Source organism: Comamonas sp. C24C, assembly GCF_053345995.1.
In genome coordinates, this window is sequence record NZ_JBKFBC010000012.1 from 60,625 (window position 1) to 72,165 (window position 11,541).

The following is an 11,541-nucleotide window of genomic DNA, read 5'->3' on the forward strand; positions in this document are numbered from 1 at the left end:
CCCTCTGTTTTCACGCGTTAGAAGCCTTGCCAATATCCCGTGCAATCTATCGGGATAACCCGGATTTTCACATTCTGCTGCCCCAAAAACAAAGGCGTGTGACAAAGCACACGCCTGCATCCGGGGGCTCGTGACTTACAGCGACTGGGCCGAGAAGGTGTCGCAGGCCCTGACGCTGCCGGTCTTGTAGCCCTGGGTGAACCAGCGCACACGCTGGGCGCTGGAGCCATGGGTAAAGCTGTCGGGACGCACCGTACCCGTGGCTTCACGCTGCAGCTTGTCATCGCCGATCTGCTGGGCGGCATTCACGGCCGACTCGATATCGCCCTGCTCCAGCCAGCTCTTGGCCTGCTGCGACTTGTTGGCCCAGATGCCGGCCAGGCAGTCGGCCTGCAGCTCCAGGCGCACCGACATGGCGTTCTGCCGGGACTCGCTGATGCGGCCGCGCATGGCATCCACCTTGCCCGAGATACCGAGCAGGTTCTGCACATGGTGTCCCACCTCGTGGGCGATCACATAGGCACGCGCGAACTCCCCGGGCGCGCCCAGCTGGCGGCTCATGGTGTTGAAAAAGTCCATGTCCAGATAGACCTTGCGGTCGCCAGGGCAGTAGAACGGCCCCATGGCCGACTGCCCCGTGCCGCAGGCCGTGGGCGTCACGCCCGTGAACAGCACCAGCTTGGGGTTCTGATACTGACCATTTTCCTCGCGGAAGATCTGGGTCCAGACATCCTCGGTCGAAGCCAGCACCGTGGAGACGAACTTGGCGCCCTGGTCGTCTGCTGCCGGACGATGCGCGGGCGCCTGCTGCACCTGGGGCGAGCCTCCGCCGGAGAGCACGCCAATGGTGGTCAGCGGGTTGATGCCGAACACGCCCCAGCCAATCAGCGCCAGCACCACGGTGCCGATGCCGATGCTGCGGCCACCAATGGGGAAACCACCGCCGCCACCGTCTCCACGGCGGTCTTCGACGTTGTCCGACTCGCGGTTACCTTCCCATCTCATGGTGCTTTCTCCTTTGCTATGTTGCACGCGGCCTGCGCCGGGTGGCGATATTAAGGGCTGCGGCTGCGGCTGCGGCCGAAGGTATCAAGCTGTGCTTTTGCCGCGCCGGTCAAGCTGCAATGCAGCATTGTTGACGTTTGGCCCGGTTTTCAGCGGCCGGCAGGCACGGAGATCAGGGTCATGCCCGGCGCGCCCGGCGTGGACTGGGGCTGGTTGCGGGCGACCTGCTCCTCCACCACATCGACCATGCTCAGAAACAGGAAAGCCACTGCCAGCAGGCCCACCACAGCCAGGACGGCCGATGCCCAAAGCCGGGCGGAAGAGAATTTGCGCGGCGTTGCCGCCTGCTGCTGGGTAGGCTCATAGGACGCGGCCGAGCCGCCATCCCGCCAGACAGGCTCGACAGGACCGCGGCTGGAAGGCGCTTGTGTCCAGGTAGGGTCCTTGCGTTGCCCGGAGCGGGAAGAAAAGCCAAACATGAGTGCACAGAATCGATGAATAAGACAGTGGCTATTGTGCGCTCTGCCAGCCCTTGCTCCCGGCGTCTATGCAGCGACCTGCTGTCGGCCAACACCGGGCCGGGCTTGCAATTCTGTAAGCTCGAAGCCCTGTCCGCTGCCCTCATACGACTGCCCATGAATGCCCTGACCCAGCCCTCTACAGCGTCTCTCGATGCCCGCGCTACTGCCGCATTGCTGCCATGGACCGCCCTGGCCGATGAAATCGAAACACTTTTGCTTCAGCTGCAAAACAGTGGCGGCGTCACCGTTCCGCCACGCATCGTCATGCCCACGGCTGCGGACAACTGTCTGTTCTGCATGCCGGCCACCGATGGTCAGGTGGTCATGACCAAACTCATCAGCTTCACGCCCGGCAATGCCCAGGCAGGCAGACCCACCATTCAGGGCGATATCGTGGTCTTTGACGCAGCCACCGGAGAGCGCCAGCTGATTCTGGACGGCCCCACCGTCACGGCCAGACGCACCGCCGCCGTCTCGCTGCTGGCTGCGCGCCGCCTGGCCCCTCAACCCCAGGGCCCGCTGCTCATCGTCGGCGCCGGCGTGCAGGGCAGCGCCCATCTGCAGGCCTTTGCCCAGGGACTGGGCACGCAGGAAGTCTGGATTCACTCGCGCAGCGCCGACAGTGCGCAGCGGCTTGCAGACCAGGCCCGCGACCTGGGCCTGCAGGCACGCATCACCGACGACCTGGAGGAGGCTGCCCGGCACTGCCCGCTGATCGTGACCTGCACGCCCGCACAGGCCGTGGTGCTGCACGAGGCCGCACGGCCCGATGCCTTTGTCTGCGCCGTGGGCGCCTTCACCCCCAAAATGGTGGAGCTGGCTCCGGCGCTGTGCCAGCGCTTTCTGCGTGAAGGCCGGATCGTCGTCGACACCGAAGATGCGCTGCACGAGGCCGGCGACCTGCTGCAGGCCGGCATTGACGTCAGCACCCTGCCCACACTGGCCACCGTGGTGCAGCACAACTGGTCGCGTCCCACGACCCCTGTACTCTTCAAATCCTGTGGCTGGGGTGGCTGGGATCTGGCCGCTACACGCCTGGCACTGCGCCAGCATCAGCTGGGCCGCCTCGTTTAGGCAGCATTCACTCGCTCATTTATCAGAAGCATCAATCCATTGACGGATAAGCGTCACAGCGACTTTTCGTAATTCCCTGCTGATCACCGCCCCCGCCAAAAGGCGGCGGCCGACCTCCTGATTTGTCCCTCAGGTGACAAACGTCAAAAAAGCGGTTTTAATAATACTCAGATTGAGTATAAATATTTAACAGCGCAACTCAGGATGGAGACGATGACGATCAGAACCGTGGAATTCGACCAGCCCGCACCGGGCAGCAGCACCCAGTGCAGCACAGGCCAGGCCTGGGCCAGGGTACTGCCGCCGCAGGACCGCCAGCAGCAGCGCGAGACGGCGCAGCGCATCAAGGCCTTGCTCAGAGAACGCAATGCCGTCATGGTCGCCCACTACTACGTGGACGGCGCACTGCAGGATCTGGCACGCGATACCGGAGGCTGTGTGGGCGACTCGCTGGAGATGGCGCGCTTTGGCGCCAACCACCCAGCCAGGACCCTGATCGTGGCCGGCGTGCGCTTCATGGGCGAGACCGCCAAGATACTGAGCCCCGAAAAAACCGTGCTCATGCCCGACGGCGATGCCACCTGCTCGCTGGATCTGGGCTGCCCGGCCGACGAATTCAGCCGGTTCTGCGATGCCCATCCCGATCGCACCGTGGTCGTCTATGCCAATACCAGCGCCGCCGTGAAAGCCCGGGCCGACTGGGTGGTCACCTCGTCGGTAGGACAGGACATCGTGGCCGCCCTGCATGCCCGTGGCGAAAAAATCCTCTGGGCGCCCGACCGCCACCTGGGCAGCCATATCCAGCAGCAGACCGGCGCCGACATGCTGCTGTGGCAGGGTAGTTGCGTGGTCCATGACGAATTCAAGGCCGACGAGCTGCAAGCCCTGGCCAACGCCCACCCCGGGGCCGCGATTCTGGTTCACCCCGAATCGCCGGCCGCCGTCACGGCGCTGGCCGATGTGGTGGGCTCCACCACCCAGCTGATTGCCGCCGTGGGCAAGCTGGCCACCGACAGCTTCATCGTCGCCACCGATCAGGGCATTCTTCACGACATGCGCCAGCGCTATCCGGGCAAGCGTTTTCTGGCAGCCCCGACGGCAGGCACGGGCGGCAGCTGCAAAAGCTGCGCCTTCTGCCCCTGGATGGCCATGAACAGCCTGCCCGGCGTGGAGCGGACGCTGCAGCAAGGCAGCGGCGCCATCGAGCTTGACGCGGCCCTGGGCCGGGCTGCCCGCAAGCCCATACAGCGCATGCTGGACTTCGCGGCGGCCCAGCGCCAGCCGGTACGCGCCAGCGGCGAGCTGGAACGCGACGCGGCCTTGTTCCAGAACTTCGGTCCGGCCTGAGAGAGGACAAGCACCATGCCCCAATCCCCGACCGGCAGCGATGTGCTCATCATCGGCTGCGGACTGGCCGGCCTGACGCTGGCGCTCAGCCTGCCCAGCAGGCTGCGCATCACCGTGCTCAGCAAAAGCCGTGCCGACGAATGCGCCAGCGCCTGGGCGCAAGGCGGCATTGCCGCCGTGCTGGACCCCGCCGACAGCCTGCAGTCCCATGTGCAGGACACGCTCATCGCCGGCGCCGGCCTCTGCGACGAAGCTGCCGTGCGCCGCATTCTGGAGCAGGGCCCCCAGGCCATCGCCTGGCTGCAAGCGCTGGGCGTTCCCTTCAGCACCGATGCCGAAGGCCGCCTGCACCTGACGCGCGAAGGCGGTCACAGCGCACGACGCATCGTGCATGCGGCAGACCGCACCGGGCAGGCCGTGCACCAGACCTTGCTGCAGGCCTGCCAGCGCCTGAAGCACATCACCTTGCTGCAGCATTGCTGCGCCGTGGAACTGCTGCAGGACGCTCAGCAGCGCTGTGTGGGCGCCAGCGTGCGCAATGCCGATGGCCAGCAGCAGAACATGCTGGCCAGCCATACGGTGCTGGCCACGGGCGGCATGGGCCAGATCTACCCCAGCACCACCAACCCGGCCACGGCGACCGGCGACGGCATCGCCATGGCCTGGCGTGCTGGCTGTGTCGTGCGCGACCTGGAGTTCATGCAGTTCCACCCCACGGCCTTGCAGGTGGGCGGCCGGTCCGTGGGCCTGGTCTCGGAAGCGCTACGCGGCGAAGGCGCCCTGCTGTGCCTGCCGGACCGGCACGGCCAGCCTGGCGAGCGCTTCATGCTGCGCCACGACCCGCGCGCCGAGCTGGCGCCACGCGATATCGTGGCCCGTGCCATCGATGGCGAAATGCGTGCCCACCAGTTGCCCCATGTGCTGCTGGACATCAGGCACCGCAGCCGCGAATGGCTGGCCCAGCATTTTCCCGGCGTCATGGCACTGTGCGCGGAGCACGGCATAGACATCGCCACCCAGCCCATTCCTGTCGCGCCCTGTGCCCACTATGCCTGCGGCGGCGTGCAGGCCCATGTGGACGGCCGCACCGCCGTGGCCGGGCTGTGGGCGATCGGCGAAGTGGCCCGAACCGGCCTGCATGGCGCCAACCGGCTGGCCAGCAACTCGCTGCTGGAATGCGTGGTCATGGCCAGGTCTGCCGCCCTGCGCATGACCGAGCAGCCACTGCACAAGCCTGCGGCGATTCATGACAGGCCGCGCAAGTCCGGCAAGAGCCTGAGCGCTGAAAGCCAGCAGGAGATGCGCCAGGTGCTGCAGCAGCTCATGCTGCACAACGTGGGCATCGTGCGCAGCAACCACAGCCTGATTGCGGCGGCCAAGCAACTGGTACTGTGGCGCGCCCAATGGCGCGGCGCCGACCCGGCACTTCGCAACCAGCTGGCCCTGTGCAGCCTGATGGTGGATGCGGCGCTGCAGCGCCATGCCAGCGTGGGCGCGCACTGCAATCTGGACTGGCCGGCGCTCGAAGCGGCAGCCGCCTGATCTGGTCCGGCAGACCAGGAAAGCAAAAAGCCCGCTGTATCCGCAGCGGGCTTTTTTGACGAAGCAACAGGCCTCAGGCCTTGGGCAGGGTCACGCCATGCTGGCCCTGGTACTTGCCGTTGCGGTCCTTGTAGCTGACTTCGCATTGCTCGTCGCCCTGGAAGAACAGCACCTGGGCGCAACCTTCGCCTGCATAGATCTTGGCCGGCAGCGGTGTGGTGTTGGAGAACTCCAGCGTCACATAGCCTTCCCACTCGGGCTCGAAGGGCGTCACGTTGACGATGATGCCGCAGCGCGCATAAGTGCTCTTGCCAAGGCAGACGGTCAGCACGTCGCGGGGAATGCGGAAGTACTCCACCGTGCGGGCCAGAGCAAAGCTGTTGGGCGGGATGATGCAGTAATCACCCTCGAAGTCGACAAAGCTTTTCTCGTCAAAATTCTTGGGGTCCACCACCGTGCTGTGGATGTTCGTGAAGACCTTGAATTCGCGGGCGCAGCGGATGTCGTAGCCATAGCTCGATGTGCCGTAGCTGATGATCTTCTTGCCGTCGACCTGGCGCACCTGGCCAGGCTCGAAAGGCTCGATCATGCCGTGCTGCTCCGCCATCTGACGGATCCATTTGTCGCTCTTGATGCTCATTAGAAGTCCTGTATCGCTTGATTTTTCATAGCGTTGTGCGCTCACAAATCAAGCGCAAGACCGCTATTTTGCTTGAGAAACAATGGTTTGCTCAATCAGGCGGTCATCTCCGAGGATGATCATGGCAAACAGCAGCTCGTCCAGATTGCGTGCCTGGGCCGTCTTGCGCGCCAGCAGCGGCGTGCAGCCGGGGTCGATGACGACCAGGTCGGCCTCGCAGCCGGGCTGCAGATTGCCGATCACGCCCTGCAGACCCAGCGCACGCGCAGCGCCTGCCGTGTGCTGCCACCACAGGTTCTGGGGCGACAGGCTCTGGCCCTGCTTGGCATGGCCTTCGCGCCCCACCACATAGGCGGCCTGCATGGTGCGAAACGGCGAGAAGCTCATGCCGCCGCCCACGTCGCTGGCCAGGCCGTAAAGCATGCCGGCCTTGTCGGCCTTGAGGTAGTCGAAATAGCCGCTGGCCAGAAACTGGTTGCTGGTCGGGCTGATGGCCGCTGCCGAGCGCGTGTCGTGCATGAGCTGGCGGTCGGTTTCATCGAGCCAGATGCTGTGCGCATAGACGGCGCGCTCGCGCATCAGACCGAAGTCGTCGTAGACGGCCAGATAGCTGCGCGCCGCAGGGAACAGCTCCTTGACCCAGGCAATCTCGTCGAGGTTCTCGGCCACATGGGACTGGATCCAGACATCGCCATACCTGGCTGCCAGCTCGCCCGCACCGCGCAGCTGCTCGGGCGTGCTGGTGGGCGCAAAGCGCGGCGTGATCGCATAGCCCAGGCGGCCCACACCATGCCAGCGCTGGATCAGCGTTTCGGTGTCGATCAGGCCCTGCTCGGTGTCGTCGCGCACGCCATCGGGGCTGTTGCGGTCCTGCAGGACCTTGCCGGCAATCATGCGCATGCTGCGCTTTTGCGCAGCCGTCATGATGGCATCCACCGATGCCGGATGCGAGGTTGCGAACGCCAGCGCCGTGGTCACGCCGTTGCGCAACAGCTCGTTCATGAAGAAATCGGCCACGCCATCGGCATATTCGCGATCGTGGAAACGCGACTCGTGCGGGAAGGTGTAGTTCTCCAGCCAGGGCAGCAGGCCTGGGGCCGGTGCGCCGATCACATCGGTCTGCGGGTAGTGGATGTGCAGGTCGACAAAGCCCGGTGCCAGCAGCTTGCCGGGCAGGTGAATGACTTGCACGCCTTCGCGCTCGAGATACTGGTCGGCCAGCGCCTGCCAGCTGCCCGCAGCCACCACACGCTGCACGCCCGCGGCATCGGGAGCAACCGCCAGCAAGGCGTCGGAGTCATAAACCGCTTGGCCGTCATCGGCGAAGCGCAGCAGGGCACTACGATAGATTTTCATGGACCAGAGCTTACGCGCCCGATCTTGCCTGCGGAACACGGCAGCGCTTATAGAGGCTATACGGCTGCGCGCAGGCCAGGGCTTGCGCTATCAATAACAAAGCTTGTTGCGCTTTTCAGGTATTGATTTCAATGCAATTCATATCCAAAAACCAATATCAGCAAGCGATAAAAGCTATCATTTTAGGTAGTTAAACATCCGAAACCCGGCGCTGCAACACCGCCCTGCCCGCAGCCGCGTAACTAGGCGGCGCAGCTTCTGGCCACGGCCAGAAAGGCGCGCACCGCGGGCGAGTTCTCGCGCTCGCGGTAGGCCAGCGCCATGTGCACGTTTTCCTTGAAGTCGCGCAGCGGCCTGAAGGCCACGCCCGGCTGATTGAGCAGGCGGTTCGACTCGGGCAGCACCACAATGCCATAGCCCGCGGCCGCCAGGCTGGTTGCCGTGACGAAGTCGTTGACGCGATAGGCCTCGCGAGCCGAAAACCCGGCCGTCTCGGCCAGCCGCGCCAGCACCTCGGCAAAGCCTTCGCTTTCGTTGATGAACTGCGGCGCAATAAAGGTCTGGCCGCGCAGATCGGCCACGCTGATGGATTCATGGCGTGCCAACGGGTGGTTCTCGGCCAGTGCCACCATGAAGGGCTCGCTGTGCACGATGACGGCCTTGACCCCCTCGGGGTAGCGACGGCGCGGCCGCAGCAGACCGGCATCGATCTCGCCCTGCTGCAGCGCCTGCAGCTGGCGCGGCGTCTCCATGGCCAGCACCTGCATATGCACCTGCTCATGGCCGGGGCGGAACTGCGTGAGCATGCGCGCCAGCACACCCGAGGTCACGGACGAGGAGATATAGCCCAGCTTGACATGGCCGCTCATGCCCTGGGCCGCCAGCTGCCCGATCTGCTGGGCCCGTTCCATATGGCGCAGCACGGCAACGGCTTCGTCATAAAGCAGCTCGCCCGCATCGGTCAGCGTGATGGGCTTGCGCTTGTTACGCTGCAGCAGGCGCACGCCCAGCTGCTGCTCCAGCTGCTGCACCTGCACGCTGACGGCGGACTGGGCCACGCCCAGCTTGTCGGCGGCACGCGAGAAATGCAGCTCCTGGGCGACGGTGACGAAGTGCTCGAGTTGGCGGTAGCTGAGCATGGCTTTAATCTGAAATTCTTATTAAAAAATGCATTTAACCCCGTAGATCGTATCAAACAAGAAGTATTCAATCACACCATTCCTGATTGAAGTACCCGCCCACCATGAACGCTACGACCCCCCAGCAACTGATTCAGCCTGCCGCCTACGAGATCACCTCTCACCCCGAGCATCCCCGCCTGCTGAAGCTGACCCTGAACGCCGATGCACTGAACGCATTCCTGGCCGATGTGCGCGATATCGACGTGCAGAACCTCGAATACGTGCCTTTCATGCGCTTTCATCTGGCGCGCCGCCTGAAGGCGCACATGGGTGCCGACTTTGGCGAGACCCTGGTGAACATCATCAAGGACCGCAAGCATGGCGGCTTTGTGCTGGGTCTGGAAGGCGTGAGCCAGGACAGCGACGACTACGTGAAGTTCGGCACCGCCATCGGCCATATCCTGGGCCCGGCCAACCACGACTCCATGTCCAACAAGTACTACGCACGTTTCCTGGTCAAGCACACCGACGCCAGCGACTCCTATCTGCGTCAGGCCTATCGTCTGTTCACCATGCACACCGACGGCACCTTTGTGACCGAAGCCACCGACTGGCTGCTGATGATGAAGTTCGACGAGCAGAACGCCGTGGGCGGTGAGTCGCGCTTTCTGCACCTGGACGACTGGAGCGAGCTCGACTGCTTCGTGCAGGACCCGCTGGGCGCCAGGCCACTGCTGTACAAGGCCCCGGGCTCGAAGAACGTGAACGAGCGCGTGGAACGCCCCGTGTTCTTCCACGGCGAGTTCGGCCTGTCCATCTCCTTCATCGACCAGTTCGTGCAGCCCGCCAACGACGCCGAAGCCGAATATCTGCAGAACCTGTCCGAATCGATGGAAAATTCGCCCGGCACCCGCACCGTCAGCCTGCCCGCCGGCGACCTGGTGGTTCTGAACAACTACTTCTATGTGCACGGCCGCGCACCGTTCGAGCGTAACGAGCAACTGCACCGCGAGCTGATGCGTCAGCGCGGTACATTCGCTCAGTAAACCTTGAACACCTGATGTTTCTGTCACGCCCCCGTGCACCGCAAGTGTGCGGGGGCGTAGCCAGTTAAACCCCTGAATTTCGCTCCTGAGGCGCCCTACCATGGCATCGTCACAAGCCCCTGCTGCAAACGCAGCCTCCGCCCCCAAAGCGCAAGCCGCCTACGGCCAACGTGCAGGGCTTCCCCGCCATCTGCAGAACATCCTGTCGCTGCAGGACTTCGAGGCCGCAGCGCGCAAGCACCTGCCCCGCCCGCTTTACGGCTATGTCTCCGGCGCGGCCGAAGACTGCGTCTCGCTGCAGGCCAACCGCGACAGCTTCAGGCAATACGGCTTCAGCTCCAGGGTCATGGTGGATGTGTCGCAACGCCATCAGAAAGTGGAGCTGTTCGGCCAGACCTGGGACTCGCCCTTCGGCGTGGCCCCCGTGGGCATCAGCGCCATCTCGGCCTATCGCGGCGATCTGGTGCTGGCGCAGACGGCAGCAGCGAATCGCATTCCCGCCATCATGAGCGGCACCTCCCTGATCCCCATGGAAGAAGTGGCCAAGGCCGCGCCATCGACCTGGTTCCAGGCCTATCTGCCCGGCGACACCACGCGCATCGACGGCCTGATCGAGCGCATCGAGGCCGCCGGCTTTGGCACCCTGGTGATCACGGTGGACATTCCGGTCTGGGCCAACCGCGAAAACAATGTGCGTACCGGTTTCTCGATGCCGCTGCGCCCCTCGCTGCGCCTGGCCTATGACGGCATCACCCGTCCGCGCTGGATGGTGGGCACCATGCTGCGCACGCTGATCAACCACGGCATGCCGCACTTCGAGAATTCGTTTGCCACGCGCGGCGCGCCTTTGCTGTCGGGCACCGCCATTCGCGATACAACGGGCCGCGACCACCTGAACTGGAAGCACATCGAGCGCATCCGTCAGCGCTGGCAGGGCAACCTCATCATCAAGGGCATCCTCAACGAAGACGATGCCGTGATGGCCACCGACATCGGTGCGCAAGGCATCGTGGTCTCCAACCACGGCGGCCGTCAGCTCGACGGCGTGGTTGCCCCGCTGCAAATGCTGCCCTATGTGGTGGACCGCGTGGGCCACCGCACGGCCGTGATGATGGACAGCGGCATTCGCCGCGGCAGCGATGTGCTCAAGGCCGTGGCCCTGGGCGCGCGCATGGTGTTTCTGGGCCGCCCCTTCATGTACGCAGCCGCAGTTGGCGGTGCACAGGGCGTAGACCATGCCATCACCTTGCTACGTGACGAGGTGGACCGCAATATGGCCATGCTGGGCGCGACATCCATGGCCGAGATCACCCGCGACTGCCTGCGTGCGACGCGGGGCTGAAACCGGTCAGCCTCTAAGATAGAACGCTTGAACCATAAAAAAGGAGAGCGTCATGCCCATGTTTGTAGACCACTCGCCGGCTGGGGAGTGCATTTTCTGCAAGCTCGTCAAAGGGGAGATTCCATCGGCCAAGGTCTATGAGGATGATTTGACCATCGCCTTCATGGACATCGGCCAGGCCACGCGAGGCCATGTGCTGGTGGCCAGCAAGCGCCATGCCGTCAATCTGCTGGAGCTGACGTCCGAGGAAGCCGGTGCCGTGATGCAGACGGCCCAGCGCGTGGCGGCCGCAGTGAACAAGGCTTTCGATCCCGACGGCATCAATATCTTCCAGGCCAATGGCGCGCCGGCGGGTCAGACGGTGTTCCACTTTCATCTGCATGTGCTGCCGCGCTTCGAGGGCGATGGCCTGTCCGTGGTCTGGCAGCGCGAGGAACCGGGCTTTGGCGTGCTGGGCCAGCTGGCCGAGAAAATCAAAGCCGAATTCGCTTAAGTTGAATCACTATTAAAAAAAGAGCTTCCAGCGCTTGATGGATCAGCGCTGGAA

General features: G+C 64.1%; 11 protein-coding genes. 6 read left to right on the forward strand and 5 right to left on the reverse strand.

Features of this window, described 5'->3' with window-relative positions:
• Positions 1–135: 135 nt before the first annotated feature.
• Positions 136–1,005: a KPN_02809 family neutral zinc metallopeptidase gene (gene ypfJ / locus ACLBXN_RS20065; RefSeq protein WP_043006955.1), complete on the reverse strand. Its 870-nt coding sequence runs from the start codon at positions 1,003–1,005 to the stop codon at positions 136–138.
• Positions 1,006–1,154: 149 nt separating this feature from the next.
• Positions 1,155–1,484 carry a hypothetical protein gene (locus ACLBXN_RS20070; protein ID WP_447613313.1) on the reverse strand — a complete coding sequence of 110 codons (330 nt, stop codon included), beginning with the start codon at positions 1,482–1,484 and terminating at the stop codon, positions 1,155–1,157.
• Positions 1,485–1,640: 156 nt separating this feature from the next.
• Between ACLBXN_RS20070 and ACLBXN_RS20075 the strand changes: the two genes are divergently transcribed.
• From ACLBXN_RS20075 to nadB, 3 genes are all read left to right on the forward strand, one after another.
• The gene (locus tag ACLBXN_RS20075) at positions 1,641–2,600 is read left to right on the forward strand and encodes a delta(1)-pyrroline-2-carboxylate reductase family protein (RefSeq protein WP_447613314.1); all 960 of its coding nucleotides are present in this window, start codon (positions 1,641–1,643) and stop codon (positions 2,598–2,600) included.
• 204 nt (positions 2,601–2,804) lie between these two features.
• The gene (gene nadA / locus ACLBXN_RS20080) at positions 2,805–3,947 is read left to right on the forward strand and encodes a quinolinate synthase NadA (protein ID WP_447613315.1); all 1,143 of its coding nucleotides are present in this window, start codon (positions 2,805–2,807) and stop codon (positions 3,945–3,947) included.
• 15 nt (positions 3,948–3,962) lie between these two features.
• A complete protein-coding gene (gene nadB, locus ACLBXN_RS20085) occupies positions 3,963–5,489 on the forward strand; it encodes an L-aspartate oxidase (protein ID WP_447613316.1) in 1,527 nt (508 codons plus the stop codon).
• 73 nt (positions 5,490–5,562) lie between these two features.
• Here nadB and dcd read toward each other — a convergent pair whose 3' ends face one another.
• The 3 genes from dcd to ACLBXN_RS20100 form a co-directional block, all read right to left on the reverse strand.
• On the reverse strand, positions 5,563–6,129 hold the full coding sequence (dcd, locus tag ACLBXN_RS20090) for a dCTP deaminase (protein ID WP_003052512.1): 567 nt from the start codon (positions 6,127–6,129) through the stop codon (positions 5,563–5,565).
• A 63-nt stretch (positions 6,130–6,192) separates the two neighbouring features.
• Positions 6,193–7,485 (reverse strand): guanine deaminase, encoded by a 1,293-nt coding sequence (gene guaD / locus ACLBXN_RS20095; RefSeq protein WP_447613317.1) that lies wholly within the window; start codon positions 7,483–7,485, stop codon positions 6,193–6,195.
• 242 nt (positions 7,486–7,727) lie between these two features.
• Complete coding sequence (locus ACLBXN_RS20100; RefSeq protein WP_012839484.1) at positions 7,728–8,624, reverse strand: LysR family transcriptional regulator; 897 nt, start codon at positions 8,622–8,624, stop codon at positions 7,728–7,730.
• A 104-nt stretch (positions 8,625–8,728) separates the two neighbouring features.
• On the opposite strand from ACLBXN_RS20100, the gene glaH reads away from it, so the two are divergent.
• The 3 genes from glaH to ACLBXN_RS20115 all read left to right on the forward strand — a co-directional run bounded on the left by glaH (position 8,729) and on the right by ACLBXN_RS20115 (position 11,487).
• Positions 8,729–9,652: a glutarate dioxygenase GlaH gene (glaH, locus tag ACLBXN_RS20105; protein WP_211459457.1), complete on the forward strand. Its 924-nt coding sequence runs from the start codon at positions 8,729–8,731 to the stop codon at positions 9,650–9,652.
• A gap of 100 nt (positions 9,653–9,752) precedes the next feature.
• Positions 9,753–10,994, forward strand: a complete 1,242-nt coding sequence (locus ACLBXN_RS20110) for an alpha-hydroxy acid oxidase (RefSeq protein ID WP_447613318.1) — start codon at positions 9,753–9,755, stop codon at positions 10,992–10,994.
• Between the two features lie 52 nt (positions 10,995–11,046).
• Positions 11,047–11,487 carry an HIT family protein gene (locus ACLBXN_RS20115; protein ID WP_447613319.1) on the forward strand — a complete coding sequence of 147 codons (441 nt, stop codon included), beginning with the start codon at positions 11,047–11,049 and terminating at the stop codon, positions 11,485–11,487.
• Positions 11,488–11,541 lie beyond the last annotated feature (54 nt).

Bases quoted from the DNA above. Each gene is read 5' to 3' on its own strand.
- ypfJ (WP_043006955.1), bottom strand. From the start codon at position 1,005: ATGAGATGGGAAGGTAACCGCGAGTCGGACAACGTCGAAGACCGCCGT.
- ACLBXN_RS20070 (WP_447613313.1), bottom strand. From the start codon at position 1,484: ATGTTTGGCTTTTCTTCCCGCTCCGGGCAACGCAAGGACCCTACCTGG.
- ACLBXN_RS20075 (WP_447613314.1), top strand. From the start codon at position 1,641: ATGAATGCCCTGACCCAGCCCTCTACAGCGTCTCTCGATGCCCGCGCT.
- nadA (WP_447613315.1), top strand. From the start codon at position 2,805: ATGGAGACGATGACGATCAGAACCGTGGAATTCGACCAGCCCGCACCG.
- nadB (WP_447613316.1), top strand. From the start codon at position 3,963: ATGCCCCAATCCCCGACCGGCAGCGATGTGCTCATCATCGGCTGCGGA.
- dcd (WP_003052512.1), bottom strand. From the start codon at position 6,129: ATGAGCATCAAGAGCGACAAATGGATCCGTCAGATGGCGGAGCAGCAC.
- guaD (WP_447613317.1), bottom strand. From the start codon at position 7,485: ATGAAAATCTATCGTAGTGCCCTGCTGCGCTTCGCCGATGACGGCCAA.
- ACLBXN_RS20100 (WP_012839484.1), bottom strand. From the start codon at position 8,624: ATGCTCAGCTACCGCCAACTCGAGCACTTCGTCACCGTCGCCCAGGAG.
- glaH (WP_211459457.1), top strand. From the start codon at position 8,729: ATGAACGCTACGACCCCCCAGCAACTGATTCAGCCTGCCGCCTACGAG.
- ACLBXN_RS20110 (WP_447613318.1), top strand. From the start codon at position 9,753: ATGGCATCGTCACAAGCCCCTGCTGCAAACGCAGCCTCCGCCCCCAAA.
- ACLBXN_RS20115 (WP_447613319.1), top strand. From the start codon at position 11,047: ATGCCCATGTTTGTAGACCACTCGCCGGCTGGGGAGTGCATTTTCTGC.